18 protein-coding genes and 3 tRNA genes are annotated in these 23,697 nt (G+C 45.4%); 7 read left to right on the top strand and 14 right to left on the bottom strand.

The annotated features are described in order from the left end of the window. Positions 1 to 89: 89 nt before the first annotated feature. Both ACTJLE_RS03765 and ACTJLE_RS03760 read left to right on the top strand, forming a co-directional pair. Entirely contained in the window at positions 90 to 1,460 is a 1,371-nt protein-coding gene (locus tag ACTJLE_RS03765) for a hydroxymethylglutaryl-CoA reductase, degradative (RefSeq protein WP_481267485.1), read from the top strand. A gap of 7 nt (positions 1,461 to 1,467) precedes the next feature. Then, positions 1,468 to 2,736: a hydroxymethylglutaryl-CoA synthase gene (locus ACTJLE_RS03760; RefSeq protein WP_481267512.1), complete on the top strand. Its 1,269-nt coding sequence runs from the start codon at positions 1,468 to 1,470 to the stop codon at positions 2,734 to 2,736. 530 nt (positions 2,737 to 3,266) lie between these two features. On the opposite strand, the gene ACTJLE_RS03755 is transcribed toward ACTJLE_RS03760, so the two are convergent. Together ACTJLE_RS03755 and serS are read right to left on the bottom strand one after the other, a co-directional pair. After that, positions 3,267 to 3,351, bottom strand: a tRNA-Ser gene (locus tag ACTJLE_RS03755). Positions 3,352 to 3,570: 219 nt separating this feature from the next. Next, positions 3,571 to 4,857 carry a serine--tRNA ligase gene (gene serS, locus ACTJLE_RS03750; protein WP_481267484.1) on the bottom strand — a complete coding sequence of 429 codons (1,287 nt, stop codon included), beginning with the start codon at positions 4,855 to 4,857 and terminating at the stop codon, positions 3,571 to 3,573. Positions 4,858 to 4,965: 108 nt separating this feature from the next. Between serS and trxA the strand changes: the two genes are divergently transcribed. The 3 genes from trxA (at position 4,966) to ACTJLE_RS03735 (ending at position 8,331) form a co-directional block, all read left to right on the top strand. Then, complete coding sequence (gene trxA, locus ACTJLE_RS03745) at positions 4,966 to 5,343, top strand: thioredoxin (protein ID WP_481267483.1); 378 nt, start codon at positions 4,966 to 4,968, stop codon at positions 5,341 to 5,343. Positions 5,344 to 5,499: 156 nt separating this feature from the next. Further along, on the top strand, positions 5,500 to 6,486 hold the full coding sequence (locus tag ACTJLE_RS03740; protein ID WP_481267482.1) for an aggregation-promoting factor C-terminal-like domain-containing protein: 987 nt from the start codon (positions 5,500 to 5,502) through the stop codon (positions 6,484 to 6,486). A 216-nt stretch (positions 6,487 to 6,702) separates the two neighbouring features. After that, positions 6,703 to 8,331, top strand: coding sequence for an MDR family MFS transporter (locus ACTJLE_RS03735; protein WP_481267481.1), 1,629 nt, complete (start codon positions 6,703 to 6,705; stop codon positions 8,329 to 8,331). Positions 8,332 to 8,531: 200 nt separating this feature from the next. On the opposite strand, the gene ACTJLE_RS03730 is transcribed toward ACTJLE_RS03735, so the two are convergent. The 10 genes from ACTJLE_RS03730 to pgi all read right to left on the bottom strand — a co-directional run bounded on the left by ACTJLE_RS03730 (position 8,532) and on the right by pgi (position 21,337). Further along, complete coding sequence (locus ACTJLE_RS03730; RefSeq protein WP_119486882.1) at positions 8,532 to 9,245, bottom strand: HNH endonuclease family protein; 714 nt, start codon at positions 9,243 to 9,245, stop codon at positions 8,532 to 8,534. Positions 9,246 to 9,334: 89 nt separating this feature from the next. Next, a complete protein-coding gene (locus tag ACTJLE_RS03725) occupies positions 9,335 to 11,938 on the bottom strand; it encodes an ABC transporter ATP-binding protein (protein WP_481267480.1) in 2,604 nt (867 codons plus the stop codon). Positions 11,939 to 12,262: 324 nt separating this feature from the next. Then, positions 12,263 to 13,366 (bottom strand): LacI family DNA-binding transcriptional regulator, encoded by a 1,104-nt coding sequence (locus ACTJLE_RS03720; RefSeq protein ID WP_481267479.1) that lies wholly within the window; start codon positions 13,364 to 13,366, stop codon positions 12,263 to 12,265. 13 nt (positions 13,367 to 13,379) lie between these two features. Then, on the bottom strand, positions 13,380 to 14,105 hold the full coding sequence (locus ACTJLE_RS03715; RefSeq protein ID WP_481267478.1) for a ribonuclease HII: 726 nt from the start codon (positions 14,103 to 14,105) through the stop codon (positions 13,380 to 13,382). Positions 14,106 to 14,121: 16 nt separating this feature from the next. After that, on the bottom strand, positions 14,122 to 14,913 hold the full coding sequence (gene lepB / locus ACTJLE_RS03710) for a signal peptidase I (protein ID WP_481267477.1): 792 nt from the start codon (positions 14,911 to 14,913) through the stop codon (positions 14,122 to 14,124). A gap of 32 nt (positions 14,914 to 14,945) precedes the next feature. Beyond that, positions 14,946 to 15,311: a 50S ribosomal protein L19 gene (gene rplS / locus ACTJLE_RS03705; RefSeq protein WP_004105329.1), complete on the bottom strand. Its 366-nt coding sequence runs from the start codon at positions 15,309 to 15,311 to the stop codon at positions 14,946 to 14,948. Between the two features lie 287 nt (positions 15,312 to 15,598). Beyond that, complete coding sequence (locus ACTJLE_RS03700; RefSeq protein WP_119486987.1) at positions 15,599 to 17,119, bottom strand: ABC transporter ATP-binding protein; 1,521 nt, start codon at positions 17,117 to 17,119, stop codon at positions 15,599 to 15,601. 69 nt (positions 17,120 to 17,188) lie between these two features. Further along, complete coding sequence (locus ACTJLE_RS03695; RefSeq protein ID WP_481267476.1) at positions 17,189 to 18,937, bottom strand: ABC transporter permease; 1,749 nt, start codon at positions 18,935 to 18,937, stop codon at positions 17,189 to 17,191. Between the two features lie 291 nt (positions 18,938 to 19,228). Beyond that, positions 19,229 to 19,354 carry a hypothetical protein gene (locus tag ACTJLE_RS03690; RefSeq protein ID WP_481267475.1) on the bottom strand — a complete coding sequence of 42 codons (126 nt, stop codon included), beginning with the start codon at positions 19,352 to 19,354 and terminating at the stop codon, positions 19,229 to 19,231. A gap of 288 nt (positions 19,355 to 19,642) precedes the next feature. Further along, positions 19,643 to 21,337, bottom strand: a complete 1,695-nt coding sequence (pgi, locus tag ACTJLE_RS03685) for a glucose-6-phosphate isomerase (protein ID WP_481267511.1) — start codon at positions 21,335 to 21,337, stop codon at positions 19,643 to 19,645. Between the two features lie 449 nt (positions 21,338 to 21,786). Between pgi and ACTJLE_RS03680 the strand changes: the two genes are divergently transcribed. Further along, positions 21,787 to 21,859, top strand: a tRNA-Thr gene (locus ACTJLE_RS03680). Positions 21,860 to 21,959: 100 nt separating this feature from the next. Further along, a tRNA-Leu gene (locus ACTJLE_RS03675) sits at positions 21,960 to 22,040 on the top strand. 75 nt (positions 22,041 to 22,115) lie between these two features. Here ACTJLE_RS03675 and ACTJLE_RS03670 read toward each other — a convergent pair. Both ACTJLE_RS03670 and rph read right to left on the bottom strand, forming a co-directional pair. Next, positions 22,116 to 22,802, bottom strand: coding sequence for a non-canonical purine NTP pyrophosphatase (locus ACTJLE_RS03670; RefSeq protein ID WP_481267474.1), 687 nt, complete (start codon positions 22,800 to 22,802; stop codon positions 22,116 to 22,118). Between the two features lie 117 nt (positions 22,803 to 22,919). After that, positions 22,920 to 23,681 carry a ribonuclease PH gene (gene rph / locus ACTJLE_RS03665; protein ID WP_481267473.1) on the bottom strand — a complete coding sequence of 254 codons (762 nt, stop codon included), beginning with the start codon at positions 23,679 to 23,681 and terminating at the stop codon, positions 22,920 to 22,922. Positions 23,682 to 23,697: the final 16 nt, after the last annotated feature.

The following is a 23,697-nucleotide window of genomic DNA, read 5'->3' as shown; positions in this document are numbered from 1 at the left end:
GTAAGTAAGTGCGCGCTTATACGCAGGTAAGTAAGTAAATAAATAAGCAAGCAATATACGTAGTCGACACAAATCATGAGGTGATTTCGATGACTGCTTTTCGTGAATTAAGCGTGGAAAATCGCATAAAAACCTTGCAAAACGAGGGCGCGATAGACGAGTCTGACGCAACTTTTTTGCTTAAGCAGCTTGCGGAAAGTTCCGATGCCACAATTCCGGCGGATGTTGCGAATCATATGATTGAGCATCAGATTGGGAAGTACACGCTGCCGGTTGGCGTTGTGCGAGGGCTGATTGTGAACGGCGAGACGCGGGACGTGCTGGTTGCAACCGAGGAGCCGTCCGTGATTGCGGCTGCGTGCAATGGCGCGAGGATTGCGGATGCGGCTGATGATGGAGCTTCGGCAGGTATTGCGGATGTTGCTGATGGTGAATACGGAATTATTGCGCACTCTCCGCAATACGTAACAACCGCGCAAATAGCTTTTGAAGACGCGGACGGGAGCGTGGCGGCGCGTTTGCGTGAGATTGTTGGCGATTGCGAAAAGGTTGAAGAGTTATTGCGCGTTGCAAACGAGTCACACCCATCAATGAGTAAAAGGGGTGGCGGCGCGCGAAAATGCCGCGCTTCAGCTTTGCACGGCTTCGCCAAGCTCGAGATTGACGTAGACACATGCGATGCGATGGGCGCAAACACAGTGAACACTATGGGCGAAGCCGTCAAAGCCCAGCTGGAAAGCTGGCTCGGCGTTGAGGCGCTTGTGGCGATTCTTAACAACACAAGCCGCGTTGCCACCACGGCAGAAGTGCGCATACCGGTTGAAGCGCTCGCATCAAGGCGGCTTGAAGAAGCTGAACGCGAAGGCGAAGGAAAGCGCCTCGCACGCCGAATCGCGGCATTAAGCGCGCTAGCCGCCAGCGACCCGGAACGCGCCGCCACGCACAACAAAGGAATCCTAAACGGCATCGCAGGAGCCGCGCTCGCGTCCGGAAATGATACGCGAGCGCTAGAAGCGGCAGCACACGCGTGGGCTGCGCGCTCCGGTCGCTACCTACCACTGTCAACGTGGAACACCGAAATCTTAAATACCCAAACCATACTCCACGGCCGTATTGAAATTCCGCTACAAATCGGCATTGTTGGCGGCTCAATCTCATCTCTTCCAATGGCAAAACTCGCGCTTAAAATCGGCAAATACAAAAGTGCAAACGACTTTAGAAACACGCTTGCAGCTCTCGGATTAGTGCAAAATCTTGCGGCACTGCGCGCGTTGGCAGGTCCCGGAATTCAGGCAGGTCACATGACATTGCAAGCGTCAAATCTTGCGATTGCAGCAGGCGCAAAAGGCGCAGAAATCCAACAAATCGCGCATAATCTTATTCAACTTAGCGCATCAGAGCGCACTACAGAAAAAGTTGCGCAATTGCTTAAAAAGTTACGTGAATCAAGTAAAAATTGAGGAAAAAATGAATACTCCACCAACCACCGTCGGCATCGACCGCATCTCCTTCGCAACTCCCCACTACTACTTAAATCTCACGAATCTTGCAAACGCGCGCGGAATCGACCCTAATAAATTCACAATCGGCATCGGCCAAAGCGAGCAATCCGTGCCGCCTAATCACCAAGACATCGTCACTCTCTCCGCCGAAGCCGCGCGCCCACTCCTACCCCACATCGATAGCAATCGCCTCAAAATGCTAATCGTCGGCACAGAAAGCGGCGTCGACGCAAGCAAATCAAGCGCGCTATACGTTCAAAATCTGCTAAAACTCACGCAGTGGGTGCGTGCTATTGAAGTAAAAGAGGCTTGCTACGGCGGCACCGCGGCTTTGATGATGGCATGCGACTACGTGCGCGCTCACGCCGAAAAAGATCCGCAAGTGCTCGTTATTGCGGCCGATATTGCGCGATACGGGCTTGCAACTCCTGGCGAAGTAACGCAGGGCGCTGGAGCTGTGGCAATGTTAGTTAGCACGAATCCGCACGTTCTTGAAATTAACGACGATAGCGTCGTAAAATCCGCGGACATTCAGGACTTTTGGCGACCGGTTTACCAGGATACAGCGCTTGCTCGCGGCAAGTTTTCGACTGAGAAGTATATACAGTTTTTCTGCGATGTGTGGAAAGAGTATTGTGCGCAAAACGGTTGCAATTTCAACGATTTTGCAGGATTATGCTTCCATTTGCCGTATACGAAAATGGGTTTGAAGGCACTTAAGGCGGCGATGGATACTTGCGATAATACTTGCGCTGATACTTGCGATAATTCTTGCGATAATAGCAACTTAAGCGAATCGTCACGCAATCGCTTACTTTCGCGCTACGAAACCAGCACGAAGTACAGCCGTCGCATAGGCAACATTTATACGGGATCCTTGTATTTGGGATTATTGTCTTTGCTTGAGCTAGACGAATCTACTCACGAAAATAGTAAGCTTCCTCAACTTAAAAACGGCGATAAAATCGGCTTATTCTCATACGGATCCGGCGCTGTTGGCGAATTTTTCAGCGGCACGCTTGCGCCTGGATTTAAGGATGCGCTTTTTGCTAGGGAACATGCGGATATGCTTGATTCGCGAGTGCGCTTAAGCGTTACTGATTACGAGGCGATGTTTTCTAGCGTTGCGCCTTACGCTCCGGAAGATTTTGTAAGCGACGCATCTCACCGCGATTGCGCGCACTTCTTCCTCGACGGCATCACATCGCAAGAGCGCCACTATTCCGCGCGCTGAAAACCAACACCCCCCCCCCCGGCAAATGTTCCATAAAATGGCTGATACAGCTACAAATGCGAGGCGAGGTGCGCGCATTTGTGTACTTGCACCCAACCCAAGTACACAAACCCGAGGAAGTATGCGCACGTTTGTGGACTTGCACCCAATCCAAGTACACAAACCCGAGGAAGTATGCGCGCATTTGTGTACTTACACCCAACCCAAGTACACAAACCCGAGGAAGTATGCGCGCATTTGTGGACTTGCACTCGAACTAAGTACACAAACCCGAGGAAGTATGCGCACGTTTGTGGACTTGCACCCAACCCAAGTACACAAACCCGAGGAAGTATGCGCACGTTTGTGGACTTGCACCCAACCCAAGTACACAAACCCGAGGAAGTATGCGCGCATTTGTGGACTTGCACCCAACCCAAATACACAAACACGAGGAAAAACTCCCGCAAATGTTCCACAACAACGTCAGAAAGCTCGGCAGAATAAAAAAGCCTAAAGCATTTTTACATGCTTTAGGCTTGGTTAATTCGCGGATGAGGCGAGATTCGAACTCGCGGTAGGTTTCCCTACAACGGTTTTCAAGACCGTCTCCTTAGACCGCTCGGACACCCATCCAGTCTGCGCGCGAAAGCAATCAAATCGCCTTCAACACACAGGGGTTAAGCATATCAGCACGCATAGAACGCAACACACACCACCAACGCAACTCACCAACACACACCACCAACGCAGTACTCACCAACACAACACACCAACACAACAAATAAAAAAAAAACGTGCGTAAGCACAAAACTTACGCACGCAAATACGAACAATCAGTTCAAACCGCGACTCTCACGCTTCCCACTTCGTCGGCTCAATAACTTCCTTGCCGCCCATATAAGCCTGCATAGCCTTTGGAATGTCAATCGAACCATCTTCATGCTGATGATTTTCCAAAATAGCCACAAGCCAGCGAGTAGTAGCCAAAGTGCCGTTCAAAGTGCTCACTGATCGAGTTCCGCCATCTTCCATGCGTTCGCGCACATTCAAGCGGCGAGCCTGATACTCAGTGCAGTTGGAAGTAGAAGTCAACTCACGGTAGCGTCCCTGCGTTGGCACCCAAGCTTCGCAATCGAACTTGCGCGCAGCAGAAGAACCAAGATCGCCCGCAGCAGTATCGATAATGCGGTAAGGCACTTCCACCTTCGCAAGCATTTCCTGCTCCATGCCAAGCAACTTTTGATGCTCAGCGCGCGAATCTTCCTGCTTGCAGTAAACGAACATTTCAACCTTGTCGAACTGATGCACGCGAATAATTCCGGAAGTATCCTTACCAGCAGCACCAGCCTCACGACGGTAGCAGCTAGACCAACCGCAGTAACGCAAAGCGCCGTTGCTTAAGTCAAGAATCTCATCCTCATGCATACCAGCCAAAGCAACTTCGGAAGTACCAACCAAATACTGTTCATCCGGCTCGCGCAAACGGTAAATCTCATCCGCGTGAGAATTCAAGAAGCCCGTGCCACGCATCACTTCTGGGCGCACCAAAGTTGGCGTAATCGCAAGCGTAAAACCGTGCTCTTCTGCCTGATCCACAGCCATAGTCAGCATTGCGATTTGCAAGCGCGCCACGGCACCACGCAAGAAGTAGAAGCGAGAGCCAGCAACCTTCACGCCACGACGCATATCAATGCCAGCAACGCCGGTGCCAAGAGTCAAATGATCCTTTGGCTCAAAACCTTCAGCTGCAAAATCGCGCGGAGTTCCAACTTTCTTAACGACCACGTAGTCATCTTCGCCGCCTTCTGGAGCCTCATCTTCAACGATGTTGGAAAGCTTCCACATTGCGGTTGTGTAGTCGGCAGTAGCTTTTTCGGATTCGGCTTTGTACTCAGCCACCTTCGAAGCCAATTCCTTAGTTTCTGCAATAAGCGCAGCTTTTTCTTCTGCAGGCGCGGTTGCAACCTTCTTGCCAATCGCCTTCTGCTCAGCGCGAGCGGCCTCAAAAGCCTTAAGCGCATCACGGCGCAAATCATCATTGCGCAAAACTTCATCGACGAGCTCAACGGACTCGCCACGCTTACGCTGCGATTCCTTAACTACGTCGGCATGTTCACGAATAAATTGAATATCAAGCATGCAACCTAGCCTAGTGCCGCAAGGCGACAGATAGCACCTACGCACGCACGCCAAATTATGCACGCCAAAACATATAATAGACAAACTACGCACAATAAGGGGGATGATATGCCAGCAATACATGCGAATACACAAAATTTTGAGCGAATTGCTTCAACTAATGAGATTGTTGTTGTTGATTTTTGGGCGACTTGGTGCGGTCCGTGCCGCGCGTTCGGCCCTATTTTTGAGCAAGTAAGCGAAAAATATCCTGACATTCCTTTCGTTAAGGTTGATGTTGACGAAAGCTCCGATATTGCTGAAGCTGCTCAAATTCGCGCAGTTCCAACGGTTATGATTATTAAGCGCGGCGAGGTTATTTATCGTCAAGCAGGTTCGCTACTTGCGGCAGATTTGGAAGATTTGATTAAGCAAGCACAAAATTTTGAGCATAAAAGCGAAGAAGATAAAGGCGAAGATAATAATAACGAATCAAGCCAAGAATAATACCAAGGACCAGACCAAGAGGTATAATTCTGCACGGATGTTTTTACGCGCAAATTATTTTTACAATTTGTACTTTTAAGCAGACTTACAAAAGTAAGTAGGTTTAGTAAGTAGTTGCGTAATTAAGTAGTTGCGTAATTGCAAATAAGGAGGGATATGGCCAGTCACCGTAAGCATACTGTTACGCTTAGTTCGCTGAGTTTGCGTCAATGGGCTAAGTTTGGTGCGATTGTTGCAGGTTTTGTTGCTTTGGTGACGCTTGGTTTTGCCTCGCGCGGTTTTTATACTTCAACTCAAGGCCACGCAGCTCCTGTTACTTCCTATTCTGCAACTGATAGCACGCAAGTTTCTCGTGGCGCATCTCGAGACGCACTAACTAAAGGCAATACTTCGTACGTAAACGTTATTATCAACGGACATCACCGCACTATTTTGGGAACTCATTTTACCGACGTAAAGTCTGTTCTTGAAGCTGGAGATATCACTCTTGAGCCACACGATGTTGTTACGCCTTCTTTAACTACTAAAGTTGACGAATCAACTGTTATTACTATTAATCGTGCTGGCGCAAAGTTAGAAACTTCCGACGACCCTATTGCTTTTAACGTTGTGAAAAAAGAGACTGCCGCACTTCCAAAAGGTACCGAAAAGGTGCAAAGTGAAGGCGCTGAAGGCGTTATGGAAACAGCAAAAATAGTTACGCGCACTAATGGCAAAGTTGTTTCTTCAAACATTTTTGCTTCTTACGTAAAGCAGGCTCCTAAAGATAAGGTTATTCTTGTTGGCACGGGCGGCTCTTCCGCAGGACTTGGTTTTGCAGCTTCGATTGGAACCACGGTTCCAGCTGGCGAAATGCAACAGTGGGCTCACGATTGGCTGATTTCCAACGGATATAGCGAGGCTGATTTTACAGCCACAGTGTTTATTATTTCTCGCGAATCCGGCTGGCGCGTAAATGCTATGAATCCTTCTGGCGCTTACGGTTTGCCTCAGGCATTGCCTGGACGCAAGATGTCTTCTGCTGGCGCTGATTGGGCTACTAACTATCAGACTCAGCTTCGTTGGTTCTGGAATTATTGCAACGGCCGTTACGGATCAATCCAGGGCGCTTACAATTATTGGCAATCCCACCACAATTACTAAATATTTGCGTAAAATATTTGCCTAATATATTTGCCTAATATATTTGCGTAAGTATTTGTAGCAGTACAATATTTGTGCAGTATTTGCAATCTAAGCAAGTAATTGTAGCAGTATTTACGCATGCTATTGCTCGCAATGCAGTAGCTAGACTAATTACAAAAAATTTGGCGAATACACGAATTTAAATATACGAATTTAGCTAGCAATTAGCGCTTAATGCTATTTTCAAAGGATGTTATTTTGGCACACTCAAAATGGCTTTTCAACACAAGCCGTAATCTCAGTCATGCTTTGACTGGCGATGAAGCGTACTTCAATAATCGCCTTACGCGTCCTGCATTAATTTCGCTCGCAATTCTTACGTTTATTACGTTTATTGGAAATTTTGCGCAGTTACAACTTACGGCAGCTCTTCCAACAATTGTTCAAGAATTTGGCATAAGCGTTACTACAGGCCAGTGGCTTACGTCTATTTTTCAGCTGATTATGGCAATTATGGTGCCTCTTACAGCGTTTTTAACTCGCCGCTTTTCCACTCGCCAAATCGTTATTACTTCTATGCTACTTTTCACAGTAGGCTCAGTTTTTGCGTGGTTAAGTAACGATTTTATTATGGCTCTTGTGGGCCGCACTCTTGAAGCAATTGGCACTGGAGTTATGTGGCCCGTTTTGCAAATAACAGTTTTCTCCGTATTCCCTGTTACGCGCCGCGGTATGGCAATGGGCAGCGTTGGCATGGCTATGAGCATTGCTCCAGCGATTGGGCCTACTATTGGCGGCTTGCAAACAGATATTAACGGCTGGCGATCAATCTTCTTCTCTCTGACTGTTATTGGCATAATTTCCGTGATTTTGTCGACTCTTTTCCTTCATAATTTTGGCGAGAATGATCCTAACGCGCACGCTGACTTCTTCTCAGTTGGTCTGTCGATTATTGGTTTTGGCGGACTTATGTTTGGTTTTACCAATATTGAAGGTTGCGGAATTTCTAGTCCGCTTTCTTGGGTTCCTATGGTTTTAGGAGCGCTAGGAATTGCTTGGTTTGTGCTTCGTCAGCTTCGAGCCGAAAAGCGCGGTCACACTCCGCTTCTTGGAATTGGCGTGCTTAAAAACAGGCATTTTATGGTTGGCACTATTTGCGCGTGCTTAACTTTCTTTGCGTTTAGCTCAATAATGGTTTTAATTCCGCTTTATATTCAGTCTGACCGCGGTTTTTCTGCAACTATGAGCGGTTTGATTCTGCTTCCAGGCGCTTTTGGAATGGCGATTTCGCAATATTTTGGCGGCCGTATGCTGGATCGTTTTGGAGTTAGACCGGTTGCAATGGCAGGCTCGATTATTTTGCTTTTTGGCACTGTGATGATGAGCCTTATTGACATGAATACGTGGATTTGGTGGATTTCTATTTGGCAATTCACTCGCCAAATTGGCATGGGCTTCTTGCTTATGCCTGTTACAACTTGGTCGCTTAATTGCTTGAAACCCGAAGAGCTTGGCGACGGCTCCGCTGTAACTAATACTATGAGGCAGCTTTGGGGCGCAATCGGCGCTCCTGTGCTGGTAGTTACAATGACAGTTCTAACTGAGTGGCATCGTTCTGTTACCGGCACAGGCCATGCTGCTGACGTTGCTGCAAGCATTTTTGGCGTGCAATGGACGCTTCGTATTAGCGCTATTATTACGGCTATTATGGCTTTGTTGGTTATTTTTGGCGTTAAGGGAGAAGGCGCAGGTTCGGCGCATAATCTTGCGCGTAGAGCTATTGATCGCATGCGCGTAATGCATATTCCGCACTCAACAGAGCATCAAGACGTAATGCACGATCACACGCATAATCACTACTAAATCGCACGCATTCGTTTTTTTATGGAACATTTGCCGGAGTTTTACCTCGTGTTTGTGTACTTGAGTTGGGTGTAAGTCCACAAACACGCGCACACCTCATCACGTTTGTGTACTTAAGACAGCCGCAAGTCCACAAACACGCGCACACCTCATCACGTTTGTAGCTGGATTGGCTGGTTTTTGGAACATTTGCCTGAATTTTACTTTGGTAGCTTTTGCGCATGGCAGTTATGCAATATTCCTGCCATACTTTCTTTTTCTTCGCGTGTCACGCTAAGACCGTACTTATATTTAACAGCAATTTGACGCGCTACGTAATCGCATCTAAATGACTTATTTGAAGGCAGCCAATAAGCCGCGGAAGCAGAACCTTTTTCTTGATTCGCTTTGCCTTGTACAGCTAATAAATTAAGCATATCGTTACCAAACTTTAAGCGTTTGGCAGTATTCCACTTCCACGCTCCAGACTCCCATGCATTCTGTAGCGCAACAACATGATCTATTTGCACTAAAGCACTTGTTTTGCGCCCACGCACGAAATGAATATTTAGCCCAGTGTACGGATCGTGAAGTAGTCCTGATCTAACTTTGCAAGATCCTGCATATTTGTATCGCACATTTTGCAAATCGCGCGACAAAACGTCTTCTCTCACATCGCAACCATTGCCATCGTTATCCGTTGTTCTGTACCCAAATACTTGACGTTCATAGCCACTGCGATAAGGTTTCGCCACGCGAAGCCTTTTTAGCGCTTCAGCTGCTTGCCCACTTGCTTCATATTCGCCAGTAATTTTGCCTACTGTGTGGTCAATTTTTGGCAATACTAAACCAATAACAACACCGCATAGCACAGCAAGAAGTAGAAGCCACAGTAAAGCATTAAAACGCGAATCATGCGAATTTTTATTACGCATATTCACTCCCCCAACCTAGAATGCATATACACTTTTACTTTTATTGCAACACAAGCTAATTACTTACAAGTACTTATTTTCTTATTCTCTTATTTTCTTATTTTGACTATAGAAGGTATGCGTTGCAAAACCACATCAACTATCTGCTGAAGCATAATTACTAGCAAAACCATTGCCATAACAGCGTATACGGTGCTCCAAGCTGGAATATTTGCCGGAACTGGGTGAATTGTATTAGACACCACAAGCGCAGCAGTAGCAATACTCGCTAATGAAAGCGACAGCACGAACGCAGAAATTGACGCAATTTTACGCTCTAAGCGCATATTTTGTTGCGAAACTTTGCGCATTGACGCAACCATATGATTAACGCAATGCTCACCTTGCCTAAAAGCAAGCACTTCATCAATGCCAAGCTCAATATCACTTACTTCACACTCAACTTCATGTTGCTCTAAGCGCACTTTGTTTACAATATGCTTCGATCTTATAATCAAATATCTTGGCACAACGAACATAATAAGAATGCAAGCTACAATCGCCACATACGACAAATTCGCATCAAAATAGTAAAGCACAACCATAAGCGGCACAACAGCACAAACCATGCCCACATTCATGCTTAAATGAGCCTTATGCCATTTATCGTGATGCATATCTACGCCAGCAAACGACACAACTAAAGTAAGCGCACGAACAACCATACAGCACACAGCAGCAAGCACACATTGTTGCATTACAAAACCAAATATTGGTCGCCCTGCTACAGCAAACATTGCAGCAACAATCGCTACAGGAATAAATACTGCAGAAGCAAGATTTAACGCTGTGCTAAGCATAGAAATAATTGCAAAAAGCGCGCGCTTCCACTTTGAAACAGAACGCGCTTTCGACGCATAATTCGACACAGAAGAAATACCTTCAGACGCAATATTTACAAGAGAAGATTTAGAATCATTCTTTTTAGAATCAGAAGATTTGATATTTGCGATATTTTTATTTGTGATATTTTTATTTGCGCTGCTTTCGCTATTCTCTTTATTTTCGCTATTTTGTTGCGATTTAGATTTTGCAATATGACGATACGTTTCTACAGTAACTTTTGAATCTGTTGAAGATACGCCAGCATCTTTAGGCATAAGAACAATTACGTTTGCAAGAGTAGTCGATACGCGTCGCAATATTTTAATAATTGTTTCAGCTTCTGCATTACTCATAGATTGCGCAGAATAATCAAAAATATAAACAGGCGTATGACGAAGCAAAGCGCGCGCAAGAATAATTCGACGCATAATATCTTCAGGATTATACGTTGAGTCAGAATTATTAAATAAGCGATCTATTGGCATATCCAAGCCGTCATAATCTGCATAAACAACGCCATCTACTCGAACTGCGCGCAATGCGTCCCACATTGCAGTAGTTGTGGCAGTTGGAGCTGCTAAAAGTAAGTTTTCTCGCAAAGTCGTGGCAAATAAGTGACTTCTTTCGCTTACTACAGTTACAATATCTGCTAAAGCTCCAGGAGTTGCATCGTTAAGCGGCAAATATGAAGCATTCTCATTAGCGCCGAAAGCATCTGAGACTACGAATGGAGAAATATCATCTTCGCTAACTTCGTAACGGTCGCTGTAAGAAAGTAATACATCCGCAGATTTATTAAAACCAGCGCCGGAAAGTATGCCTTCTCGCATAGCAGCATGGTATTTGCTTGGAACGATTTGTAAATCTCCAGAACGAGCAACTATTGATAAGCGCTCAACTTCATTAGCGTTTTGGCTACTATTATGCGCATTATCGTTTTTAATATCGCAACGCATACGCAAAGCAACATTCGTAACACCATCTGGCAAAGATAATGTTGAACCGTCATCGCTAAATGCTATTGGCGCAGAAGAATCATTCACCATCTTAAGCAAAGATTCAACATGGCTCATGCCATGAACAGCGTTTTTAACAACGTGCATGTATTTACTAACGCTTCGCAAAGGCTGCACGCTAAGCATTAATAAAGGCATAGTAAGCAATGCTGCAGCAAGTCCAACTCCCTTAACTGAAGACAGCCAAACAGTTGCAACAATAGCAATTCCAGTAATAACGTATGCACATAATATGCTTAAGCATCTTAAAGCTTTAGATCCTAAAATTAAAACCAAAAGCAAGGAAGCAATATTAAATATTGCACTTAACGCGCAAATTCCAGCAATAGCCGGGTTAACTGTAAATAATGCTGCAGAAATAACTATTGGAACTGGAATAGCAGCTAAAATTTGCGGCACAAGAACCGCAATAAAACGCTGAAGAGCAGCAATATCATCATTTACGGATAGCGATGCAAAATCTTTAGCGTCTTCAATATCTGCAGAGCGCAAAGACAACATTGCGTGCAACATTTTAGGGCGCAAACGCATAGCAACTCGAGATTCAATATCGGTTGCCATTGTGCAAGAGCCATGAAAAGCAGCATATTTGAACAAAATAATAGCCGCAATAGCAATAATATAAGACGTTAACTCAATAGAACTCATTAAAGAAGTTCCAACTGAGCGCACCGGCCTAAGAACAGGAGAAAGCATGCCAACGCACACGTACACAAAAGCGATATTCATAAGATAAGAAATCGCGAGGCACGTCGACCTTAAAGCAACCAAATGCTTAATGCCTGGCACGAACGCAAAACAGCGATTTATCATCTCCTGATTCCTTTTCTTTATCTAAAAAATCCTCTAAATTTTCCAAAAAATAAAGTGTCCCAACTGCTTTCAAGATTACGCTGTGCACACACCATCAACACGCCGGCAACCGCGTAATTATGCTGATTTTAAGCCATTTTTGCAACTCTAACTAGCAAAGATTTAAAGATGTTTCACAAGTGTTTAGCAAAGCGTTACACAATTGTTTTACAAAGTGTTTCACAAGTGTTTCACGCAAACTATAATTTTGCAATTTAGCACTTTATTCGTCACTTTATTTAGCACTTTATTTAGCACTTTATTCGTCGCTTTTGCAAACGAAATTTATCTCAAAACACTAGCAAGAGAAGAACGCAATTTTACGCTTGCAGGTATTTGCCCAACGCCATGAGCCATATCTGTAAACGCAGGCTCAGGACCATGATGAATCAAACGCAACGCTTCCCTAACAGCCAACGAACCCAATTGCTGAGTATCAAGACTTACGGTTGTTAAAGGTGGGAAGAAATCGCTTATTGCAGGAATATCACCAAAACCAACAACGCTAATATCACTAGGAATTTTCAAACCATGCTCATACAGCGAGCGCACAACTCCAACCGCTTGCTCATCGCTTGAAGTAACAACAACGCTTGGTAGCGAAGTTCCGTCAATACCAAATTTTTCCAGCATATGATTCATTCGCGCGTAACTTTCTGAAGATTTCCACGAAGAGCATTGAATAATATGCGAATGAATGCCTTGTGAAGCAGAAAGCGACCTCCACGCAATTAAACGCGTAGAAGATCCTCTCCACTTAGAAGGACCTGCAAAATAAATAGCATTTTTATGACCATAATGCGCAATAAGAGACACAATATCGCTCATTGCGCGCCAATGGTTCGTGCCAATTATTGAATAATTAATATTATTGTGACGGCGCAAAATATTCATGCCTTCATGCGCGCTTATAGCTCCGTGAGTAGATGTAATACATACGCAAGGCTTAATAATTCGTGATTTGCATAGTGACGTAAATATTGCGTCGGTTGGTGCGTCGACTATAAGAGCATCTACATTTTGTTCTTCAAAGTTTTCGCATAAGTCTTGAATATCGCTTTGCTCGCATAATGTTTCGTTCACCATGCTTACGGAAAGAAATAATCCGCGCGCTTTTGCTTGAGCCTCAATTGGGGGAATAATATTGTAGGACGAGCTGGATGTTGCGCCTACAATAAGGCCTAATGTGCGAGATTGATGCGTTGCTAGCGAGCGCGCAGAATTGCTTGGGTGATAATCTAATTGCTCAATTACTTTTAAAACTCGCATGCGAGTATTTGCAGAAACATCCGGAGAATTGTTAATAACGCGAGAAACAGTTTGATGACTTACGTTAGCTGCACGCGCAACGTCGAGCATTGACGCGCGTTTTGCTTCGTTTTTTGTCATACTTAAACCTCGATTACAAATTCCATGAAAGTCTGTGCAAATCGCTAGGACCTACTTCTTTTATTGCGTTACGATGCGCAAGAGAACCGTAACCTTTATTGCTAGCCCAATCGTAAGCTAAATACTGCGGTTTTTTAGCCAAAGATACCATAAGATTATCTCTTGTAACTTTTGCTAAAACTGCAGCTGCAGCAACGCTAGCACACTGCCGATCTGCTTTTACTAAAGTGTGTACGTTTACAGGAATCGGCACGGATGGTGCGTCAAAAGTATTCGCAACTTTATCAATATAATCGCAAGGACCATCTAATATTGCCGCAATTTTAGTAACTTTCGCGCTTTTCTCACTTTTTTGTAATTGCATTTTAAGAATATCATTTTCTACTTTTGCAATTGCTTTTAATGCAGCTACCCCTAGCGCGTAGCTTATGCCCCACTCGTCAATTTCTTTATTCGTGCATGATCCAATAGCCCAAAAAGTACACCACTTTTGCAAAGGCTCATACAGCGCTTCACGCTTATGCTCAGTAAGTAATTTAGAATCAGCTAAGCCTTCCGGAATATTTTGCGCTTCTACTTGAGATTTACCAACAACAGCAGCACCAACCATTACTGGACCTGCTAAAGAGCCACGACCAACTTCATCTAATCCAATAACCCAATCGTAGCCTTCAGAAAGTAAAGATTGTTCATGCGTTAAAGATGGAATTAACGGTATAGTAAGCAATTTTGTTTGCATAATTTTTTTTAATAGCTTACTTCACGTAATTATCTGGTACGCTATCAAAAGCGTCGTGATGATCTTCCAAAAAGCCGATTCTATTTAGTGGCCACGTGCGGAATACAGCAACGCCTTCAATTTTAGAAATTGGCACCAAACCATCGTCACCGTCGTTGCGATGATAGCGAGAATCCGCAGAATTAGCGCGATTGTCGCCTAATACAAAAACATGATCCGGCTTAACTTTTACTTTAAACGCAAAAGCGCTAGGATCCACGCCAGGACGAATATAAGCAGATTCGTGCACTGTTACGCCATTAACAGTAATCGGCTCGCCTGCGCCTTTGCACTCTACAACATCACCAGGTAAGCCAATAAGACGCTTAATTAAATCATTGCCAACAACACCGTTAGCACCACGCTCACCGCTTAACCAATGCGCAGGATCTTCAAAAACAACAATATCTCCGCGCTGAAGAGAAAATATACGCGGAGTAAGCTTCGACGTAATCACATAATCGCCAATGTGAATAGTGTCTAGCATAGATCCGGAAGGAATAGTATAAGCACCAAGCAAAAATAGTCGAACAAGTATTACTGTAAAAACTGGAATACCAAACCAAGTTATTACATCTCGTAACGAAAAACGGTCGTTACCATTATGACGAGCGTGTGCAAAATGCTTGTTTTTGCCGGATTTTTTTCTAGACATGCGAGAGCCGGAAGGAACATAGCCTTCCGGCTCAGGCGGAACCGGTGAAGGATCAAGGCCATGACCCGCTACAGCAACGATATGCGTATCGCTAATTTGCGTGCCATCAGCCATAATATGTAATCCTTCACAATGGTTCTAATAATTTACTTAGCAGAGTTATCGCGACGCTCAGCAATACGAGCTGCCTTGCCGCGCAAAGCGCGCAAGTAGTAAAGCTTAGCACGACGAACACGACCACTACGAACCAGCTTAATGGAGTCAATAGCTGGAGAATGAAGTGGGAAACGACGCTCAACACCAGTGCCGAAGCTCACCTTACGAACAACGAAAGTTTCACGAACGCCAGCACCCTTACGAGCAATCACCACGCCGGTGAAGGTCTGAATACGAGTGTTGTTACCTTCCTGAATCTTAACGTTGACATCAACGGTGTCGCCAGGACGGAAAGCTGGGATTTCCTCAGCTGCCTTAAGATGCTTAGCATCAAATGCTTCTACAGCATTTACCATAATATTCCTCCATCGCCGCCGCATATCGACGTACAGTTAGCTAGAAAAAAGTTACTCTAGCGTAATCTTTCCCAAAAAGTTCGCTTTTTGGGGGCTTTCGATCCGTGCAATCTTAAATAAGAAGCTACTAGACCTAAAGATAAAAGAACTATGCGGCATCCTTTTATCGAAAGCATACGAATATCAAATTTATGCACAATAATGGACATTCGTTGTACATTATTTCTAGCGAATTTTCGCGATAGTTTTCGCAAATTTCCGCTAGTTTTTACTAGATTTCGCTAGTTTTAGCGCAAAACACCATCCAAAGGAGCAGTTTCAACAGTACGCGTAAGCTCATCGTCATCTGCATCGTAATCAAACAACTCACCGTAACGCCCCCAGCTAATCGCAATATCAAACTGCTGACGTGCCAACGCATCCGTATGCTTACTGCGAAGCAAATCCAAAATCAACTCTCCGCGAAGCTTTCCGTTACGATTACGGCTCAAAGCTTGATCAATTGCGTGAACAAGAGGCGCATGCTCAATAGCAAGCCTTGCAAAAACTTGCTTACTGTGCAAAATGTCGGCGTTATGCCATTCTTCTCCAGCTGGAGTAATAGTAATATGGCCGTTTTCTGCTGTAAGAAGATTAAGCATTGTGCCAGCATCAACAAGTGGGAACAAGTCATCAATTTCAAACGACAAGTCAGCAGCCAAATCAGCCAAATCAATACCATCCGGATTTTCCGAAATCACGTCAAGCAAACCTGCCATACCACCTGGAGTTGCGTTTGGAAGCAAACGAACAGCCACAGGTTCTGCTTTCGCTTCCCCAGATTCTGCCTCATCTTCGCTTTGCTTGTCTTCGTCTTCATCGTCATGGTGACGCTGAATAAGCATATCCGCAATTGCTGCAGCTTCAGTATCTTCAGCATCCTCAGTATCTGCAGCTTGAGTTTGATTTTGCAAATCTTCAGATTCAGAATTATCCTTCTCGGACACACTTTCTGGAGCAGAACCTGTAAGAATTGCGTACAAGTTATCAACCATCGCCTCAAATTCAGCACTATGCTTATCTCGAGGGCGAGGCAAATCAACCTGAACGTCTGCAATTAAGTGACCAGGGTGAGATCCAAGAACCACAACGCGATCAGCCATTTGCACAGCTTCTTCAATATTGTGCGTCACAATAAGAACCGACTTAATATCGCGCTCATCGCTTGACCACAACTTAAGAACTTCTTGACGCAAGTTTTCAGCAGTAAGAACATCAAGAGCAGAGAAAGGCTCATCCATAAAAAGCGCATCCGGGCGAAGCACAAGTGCGCGCGCAATACCAACGCGCTGACGCATGCCACCAGAAAGCTCCTTTGGGTAAGCAGTTTCAAAGCCGTCCAAACCGATTGCGTCAATTGCAGCTAACGCAAGCTCAGTGCGCTTTTCTTTGCTAACTCCGCGAGCGCGCAAACCAAGCTCCACATTGTCTTGAACTGTAAGCCATGGCATAAGTGCGAAGGTTTGAAATACTATTGCAACACCTGGGTTCGGTCCAGTAAGCTCGCGTCCGCGATACGTTACAGTGCCTTCTGTTGGTTGCACAAGACCTGCCAGAGTGCGAAGGAAGGTTGATTTTCCAGCACCGGAGCGTCCTAGAATTGCCACGATTTCGCCTTCGCGAAGAGTGAAGGAAATATCGTGCAACACGTGCTGAGTAGTGCCACTATCGGAAGTAAAGCTTTGGCTTATGTGCTTTGCGTCGATAATATCGCTTGTGATTGAAACTGGCGCTTTCTGTGAATTATTTGCGCCCAAAACGCTGTTCATTGCGCTGTTCATCGTAGTCATAATTTTTCCGTTCTACTAATTTAGCTAAATAAGTCTTTTAAAAATTTTTTAACCTAAAACGTATCTTTTTTCGGAAATACGTTGCAAAGGTGCCCAGAACAGTCGATTGCTTAACACAACTATTAAGCTCATAACTGTTACTCCAACAAGCGTTTTCACAGAATTTCCCTCAGTAGTTGCGGCTGTAATATACGCACCCAAGCCCTGAGTTGACATGTGATTTTTGCCATATTCCACAATTTCCGACACAATCGAAGCATTCCAAGCGCCGCCAGCAGCAGTAAGACCACCAGTGCACCAAGATCCAAAAATAGAAGGCAAAATCAAAGTCTTCCAACGCAACACACGATTTAGACGGAAGCTACGAGACATTTCTCGCAAATCATCCGGAATAGCGCTAGCTCCAGCAATAACGTTGAAAAGAATGTACCATTGAGTGCCAAGTGCCATCAAAATAATACTTCCCCAACCAAGGTCAATATGCCAAGCCATAAACCACATCATTGCAAACGGGAATATGAAGTTTGCTGGGAAGCTCGCAAGTATTTGCACAATCGGCTGCATTATGCGAGAAATCTTAGGATTCATGCCAATATACACGCCTACTGGCACCCAAATAATAGAGCTTACAAGAATAAGCACAGCAACTCGAATAAACGTTAACGCACCCAACGCTCCAGCAGTAGCAAACTCTTGCAAACCGGTTCTAGTTGCCACAAAGTAAAGCATTTGAGCAGCGCAAGCCACTATTAAAACAATCATAACGATGTTAAATACTAAATCGCCAAGCTTGCGCTGAGCCGCCTTACGAGGCCACCTAGCACCAGTGCGTCCAAACGGGCGAGTAACAAGCTCCAACCATTCGCGAATCGGAGAAAACAGCTTACTAATAACCTCATCTGCGTGAGAATGACGAATCAAAGTCAAAATAGCACTGTGACGCTCTTCATCCGACGCACTTTGCGTAATGCGGAAACGCTCAGCCCAAGCCGTAAGCGGCTTCCAAAGGAAGAAATCTATTGCAAGAACAACAACAACCATTGAAGCAATAGCCCACCAAATATTCCCAAGCTTGTTTTCCGCGGCGGATTGTGCCACAAAACTACCAACTCCTGGAAGAGCATAAGTGTGATTGTTTACGGAAATCATTTCGGATGCTGTAAGGAAGAACCAACCGCCGCCAACAGACATCATGCAATTCCAAAGAAGCGGAATCATTGAGTTCGGCATATCCAGCACCCAGAATCGCTGCCAATGCGTAAGTTGCAAGCTACGAACCGCTTCATCCAATTCCTTCGGCTCACTTAGCAACGAACGATGGAACGAGAAAGTCATATTCCACGCTTGGCTTGTAAAAATAGCGAAAATCGACGCTGCTTCAACGCCGAGCATAGAGCCCGGGAAAAGCACAAGCCAAATAGTAACCGTAGCCGAAAGAAAACCTAGAATTGGCACGGATTGCAAAATATCCAAAAGTGGAATAAGTACCTTTCCAAGACGACGACTGCGCGCTGCAAGAGAGCCGTAAATAATCGTAAAAATAAGCGATGCTATAAGAGCTAGCATCATGCGAAATACGGATCTAAGCGTGTAGTAAGGAAGATTAATAACGTCGGTTGAAACTTTAGAAGGAATGCCGCTTGGGCCAATTGGCTGGTTTATGCGCTGAATAAGAAAAGCTGTTATGCCAAAAACAGCAATAATACCAACGCAAACAATAATGTCTGACCAGAAGCGAGTGTTCTCGTCGACCTGAGCGCCTGCGCCTTCTTTGCGCGAAGTTGTGAATACGGTCATAATAAGTCCTCGAATAGGCAATAAATTGGTTCGCCTTAGGCTATTTTTTATTTATTAGTTCTGTTTATTTATTTTATTTATTAGTTATTACGCAAATATTTATTATCTATTAGATTCCTATGCGGATTTATTTAGATTTTTGTGAATTCTTGCGTAACTTTCCTCACGTAACTTTCCTCGCGTAGCCGTATCACCATTGATTACGTTACAGGCGCAAATAACCAGAACTCACGTTTTTAACTTCTAAAGTTATTTCGCAAGCTATTTCGTAAGTTATTTATTTCGCAAGTTTTATAACCTAAATTCGGTGATTGCCGGCTTCATATATTCAGGAGGAACGTCCGAACTACTACTGCTAGTGTCGGAGCCTTCATCAGTACGAGTACTAGAATTATGGCTTTTACTGTCATGTTTCATGGCGAATCACCTCCTTAAGTTCGTGCCAATTATAAAATATCGCAGATACTGTGTCAAGATACAAAAGCGAGGCGAGGTGCGCGCGTTTGTGTACTTACACACCACCCAAGTACACAAACACGAGGAACTATGCGCGCATTTGTGTACTTACACACCACCGCAACGCTCGCGCTATAAGCGCTCGCTGTACTGCGCTCAGGCAGGTCGTCGCGCACAAACAAAAAGCCTCTTGACGAATCAACGCCAAGAGGCTATAAATTAGCAACCGCTAAATAAAGCTATTTGCAATTACTTGCGATGTGCGCGGTAGAAGCGAATCAAGCTCTTGGTAGAAGCATCCTGAGCTGCCAAAGCTTCATCATCCTTAGAGATTGCAGGAGTAATCTGCTTTGCAAGCTGCTTGCCAAGCTCCACACCCCACTGATCGTAGGAATCCAAGCCCCACACAGTACCTTCAACGAAAGTAATGTGCTCGTAGAGAGCAATAAGCTCGCCCAAGCTGAATGGAGTCAAAGCATCACCAAAGATGGAAGTGGTTGGACGGTTGCCGCTAAATACGCGAGCTGGAACAATCTCTTCTGGAGTACCTTCAGCGCGAACTTCGTCTGCAGTCTTACCGAAAGCAAGAGCCTTGGTCTGTGCAAGATAGTTGCCCAAGAAGAGCTCGTGCACGTCCTGATCGCCATCCTTCGTAGGATTTGGCGTGTTCACGAAAGCAATGAAATCAGCTGGAATAAGCTGAGTGCCCTGGTGAATCAACTGGTAGAAAGCGTGCTGGCCGTTGGTGCCTGGCTCGCCCCAGAAGATTTCGCCGGTTTCGCTGGTTACAGGAGTGCCGTCCCAGCGCACAGACTTACCGTTGGATTCCATGGTGAGCTGCTGCAAATAAGCTGGGAAGCGGTGCAAGTACTGGTCGTATGGAAGCACAGCGTGGGAAGCAACCTTGTAGAAGTTGCGGTACCAAACGTTGAGCATACCAAGAAGAACCACAACATTCTTCTCGAATGGTGTTTCAGCGAAGTAAGTGTCGATTGCATGGAAGCCGTGCAAGAACTCTTCGAAACGCTCAGGTCCAAGAACCACAGCCAAAGAAGTACCAACAGCGGAATCCACAGAGTAGCGGCCGCCAACCCAGTTCCAGAAGCCAAAGGCGTTGGTTGGGTTAATGCCGAACTCTTCAACCTTCTCGAGGTTGGTGGAAACAGCCACGAAGTGCTTAGCAACAGCTTCAGCCTTCTTTGCGTCGGAGCCGTCAATAGCACCGGACTCTTGAAGCTTGTTAAGCAACCAAGTACGAGCGGTACGAGCGTTGGTCAAAGTCTCCAAAGTGGTGAAAGTCTTGGAAACAATAATGAACAAAGTGGTTTCTGGATCCAAATCCTTGGTCTTTTCGGCCATATCGTTTGGATCAATGTTAGAAACGTAGCGAGCGCTAATACCAGCGTCGGCGTATGGCTTCAAAGCTTCGTAAACCATAACCGGACCCAAGTCGGAACCGCCGATACCAATGTTAACAACAGTCTTAATGGTCTTGCCAGTAACGCCCTTCCATTCGCCGGAGCGAACCTTGTTGGCGAAATCGTAAATGCGGCCTAATACTTCGCGAACGTCGGCAACGGTGTCCTGACCGTCAACCATAAACTTGCCTGCGTCCTCAGCTGGACGACGCAAAGCAGTGTGCAACACTGCACGATCCTCAGTATTATTAATGTGCACGCCGGTGTACATTGCCTTAGTACGCTCATCGAGCTTTACAGCCTTTGCTAAGTCGGCAAAAAGCTTAAGAGTTTCTGGCTTAATCAAATTCTTAGAAAGATCGAAGTGGAGATCACCAGCTTCGAAGCTCAACTTATCCACACGATTTGCATCCTCTGCAAACCACTTCTTCAAGCAGACGCCTTCAGCCTGCAACTCGTCGTAATGCTTCTGCAATGCAGCCCATTCTGGGGTTTTTACGGCGTCAACTGGCGGATTGATGGCCATTTGTTTTGGTCCTTTCATTTCTCTAACTGACGTGACAGCAATCGTCACTATCATCCAATTCACAAGATACTCACAAAAGCAGACAGAAACACGCGAAGCCGAACACAAAAACGAACACAAAAAATACTGATGATTCGCGCATAAAATTTATGTGCTGCACTCCAAACGCGCGCAACCTACCCCACATTTGGAGAGTTACGGAGAACTAAACGCTCCAAACGCGCGCAACCTACCCCACATTTGGAGAGTTACGGAGAACTAAACGCTCCAAACGCGCGCAACCTACCCCACATTTGGAGAGTTACGGAGGACTAAACGCTCCAAACGCGAGAAAAGTTGCGCACATTTGGAGAGTTACCTGTTGTACGGCGCGCCCATTGGACAAATTCAAGAATATGATATATAGTTATTGATTTGTGCGCGAGTCGCGAATGCGTCTCGGGCAACATGCCGCTTTAGCTCAGTCGGTAGAGCGTCTCCCTCGTAATGAGAAGGTCGACAGTTCGATTCTGTCAAGCGGCTCTCGACTTATTCGAGCGTGTTAATTCCTCTTTTGTATTACACGCTCGATTATTTTATATAAAATTACATATTTATATAAATTATTTTGTATAAGTCGTATGCGCGAGTGGCGAAATGGTAGACGCGCAGGATTTAGGTTCCTGTGTCTTACGACGTGTGGGTTCAAGTCCCATCTCGCGCACGAGATTTTGATTATTCCGTTGCGCTTATTACGTTGCGCTTATTACTTTGCGCTTATTCGCTTATTCCGTTGCGCTTACTCCGTAATAAACAGCGCCCGCAATTCCGGCAAAAGCGCGCGCAAAGCGTACCCACGGTGAGAGATAGCGTCCTTTTCTTCCTTAGTTAATTCAGCGCTAGTCAAACCTTCCATTTGCACACCGTCGCGAATAGGCTGCTCATCCGGCACAAAAAGCGGATCGTAACCAAAACCGTTATTTCCACGCTCTTGGCGAATCAAATGCCCAATCATCTCACCAACTCGCACAGTTTCGAATCCGCGCGTGTGAGACATAACGCTACCTTCTGGCACTTCACTGCAATCGTCAGGAATAGCTAGAGCGGCAGCGCAACGAAAGCGCGCTGTGCGGAATCGATCTGGAATATCCTCAATTTGGCGAAGAAGAAGCGCATTATTAGCTTTATCGTCTCCGTGAACTCCACTCCACCTAGCAGACAAAATTCCAGGAGCCGCGCCAAGAACATCAACAATAATGCCCGAATCATCCGCAATAGCCGGGTAACCAGTTCTTGAAGCAACATCGCGAGCCTTAAGCAACGCATTCTGCTCAAAAGTAACCCCTGTTTCTACTGGATCTGGCAAACCAAGCGACCCGGCAGTAACTAGCTCAAACTGATCCGCTAATTGCGCCAACTGCTCTTTTAAAATACGCTTAATTTCAACGAGTTTTCCCTCATTATGTGTTGCCACAACAAGCTTCACGCCCGCTCTCCTTCAGTCTATCTACTTGCTATTTATTATTTAGTTATTTACTATTTCGCTACGTGCTATTTCGCTACGCGCTATTTCGCTACGCGCTATTTAGCTATTCACTACTTGCTATTTCGCTAAAGCTTCTTTTTGCGCCGCCTGCAACTCGAGATTACCTTTAGTCGCTAAATCAAGCAAAGTATTTAATTCGCTGCGATTAAACGGACGATGCTCAGCAGTGCCTTGAATTTCAATAAATGTGCCGGAACCAGTCATAGCTACATTCATGTCTGTCATAGCTTGGCTGTCTTCAACATAAGGCAAATCAAGCATAGGTGTGCCGTTAATAACGCCCACAGAAACAGCTGAAATAGAATCCTTAATAACGCTTGAAGCGGAACGAATATGACCATTCTTTTCCGCCCAATTAAGCGCATCTACCAAAGCCACGTAAGCGCCTGTTACAGAAGCCGTGCGAGTTCCGCCATCTGCTTGCAAAACATCACAGTCGATTTGAATTTGGCACTCACCCATTGCCTTCATATCCACAACTCCACGCAAGCAACGTCCAATAAGACGGCTGATTTCATGCGTGCGGCCTCCTATTTTTCCGCGCACAGATTCGCGATCAGTACGCTCAGCCGTAGCTCTAGGAAGCATCGAATATTCAGCTGTTACCCAGCCCAAACCAGAATCTCTACGCCAACGAGGAACGCCGACCGTAAAAGTTGCGGTGCACATAACGCGCGTATTGCCGCACTCAATTAAAACAGAGCCTTCAGGAACGTCAGTAAATTTACGGGTTATTCGCACTGGACGAAGCTCGTCAACAGCGCGACCATCAACACGAATAGTTTTAACAGATTCCAACATATCCTTGATTTGAGTCATAATTCACAAATTTAGC

The sequence above is a fragment of the Gardnerella sp. CCPDSM genome, from assembly GCF_056754715.1.
Note: the sequence above shows the minus strand (reverse complement) of the source record. Positions and strands in the feature narration are given on the sequence as shown.

Coding starts and splice junctions, on each gene's coding strand:
- ACTJLE_RS03765 (WP_481267485.1), top strand. CDS start 90: ATGACTGCTTTTCGTGAATTAAGCGTGGAAAATCGCATAAAAACCTTG.
- ACTJLE_RS03760 (WP_481267512.1), top strand. CDS start 1,468: ATGAATACTCCACCAACCACCGTCGGCATCGACCGCATCTCCTTCGCA.
- serS (WP_481267484.1), bottom strand. CDS start 4,857: ATGCTTGATATTCAATTTATTCGTGAACATGCCGACGTAGTTAAGGAA.
- trxA (WP_481267483.1), top strand. CDS start 4,966: ATGCCAGCAATACATGCGAATACACAAAATTTTGAGCGAATTGCTTCA.
- ACTJLE_RS03740 (WP_481267482.1), top strand. CDS start 5,500: ATGGCCAGTCACCGTAAGCATACTGTTACGCTTAGTTCGCTGAGTTTG.
- ACTJLE_RS03735 (WP_481267481.1), top strand. CDS start 6,703: ATGCTATTTTCAAAGGATGTTATTTTGGCACACTCAAAATGGCTTTTC.
- ACTJLE_RS03730 (WP_119486882.1), bottom strand. CDS start 9,245: ATGCGTAATAAAAATTCGCATGATTCGCGTTTTAATGCTTTACTGTGG.
- ACTJLE_RS03725 (WP_481267480.1), bottom strand. CDS start 11,938: ATGATAAATCGCTGTTTTGCGTTCGTGCCAGGCATTAAGCATTTGGTT.
- ACTJLE_RS03720 (WP_481267479.1), bottom strand. CDS start 13,366: ATGACAAAAAACGAAGCAAAACGCGCGTCAATGCTCGACGTTGCGCGT.
- ACTJLE_RS03715 (WP_481267478.1), bottom strand. CDS start 14,105: ATGCAAACAAAATTGCTTACTATACCGTTAATTCCATCTTTAACGCAT.
- lepB (WP_481267477.1), bottom strand. CDS start 14,913: ATGGCTGATGGCACGCAAATTAGCGATACGCATATCGTTGCTGTAGCG.
- rplS (WP_004105329.1), bottom strand. CDS start 15,311: ATGGTAAATGCTGTAGAAGCATTTGATGCTAAGCATCTTAAGGCAGCT.
- ACTJLE_RS03700 (WP_119486987.1), bottom strand. CDS start 17,119: ATGAACAGCGTTTTGGGCGCAAATAATTCACAGAAAGCGCCAGTTTCA.
- ACTJLE_RS03695 (WP_481267476.1), bottom strand. CDS start 18,937: ATGACCGTATTCACAACTTCGCGCAAAGAAGGCGCAGGCGCTCAGGTC.
- ACTJLE_RS03690 (WP_481267475.1), bottom strand. CDS start 19,354: ATGAAACATGACAGTAAAAGCCATAATTCTAGTACTCGTACTGATGAA.
- pgi (WP_481267511.1), bottom strand. CDS start 21,337: ATGGCCATCAATCCGCCAGTTGACGCCGTAAAAACCCCAGAATGGGCT.
- rph (WP_481267473.1), bottom strand. CDS start 23,681: ATGACTCAAATCAAGGATATGTTGGAATCTGTTAAAACTATTCGTGTT.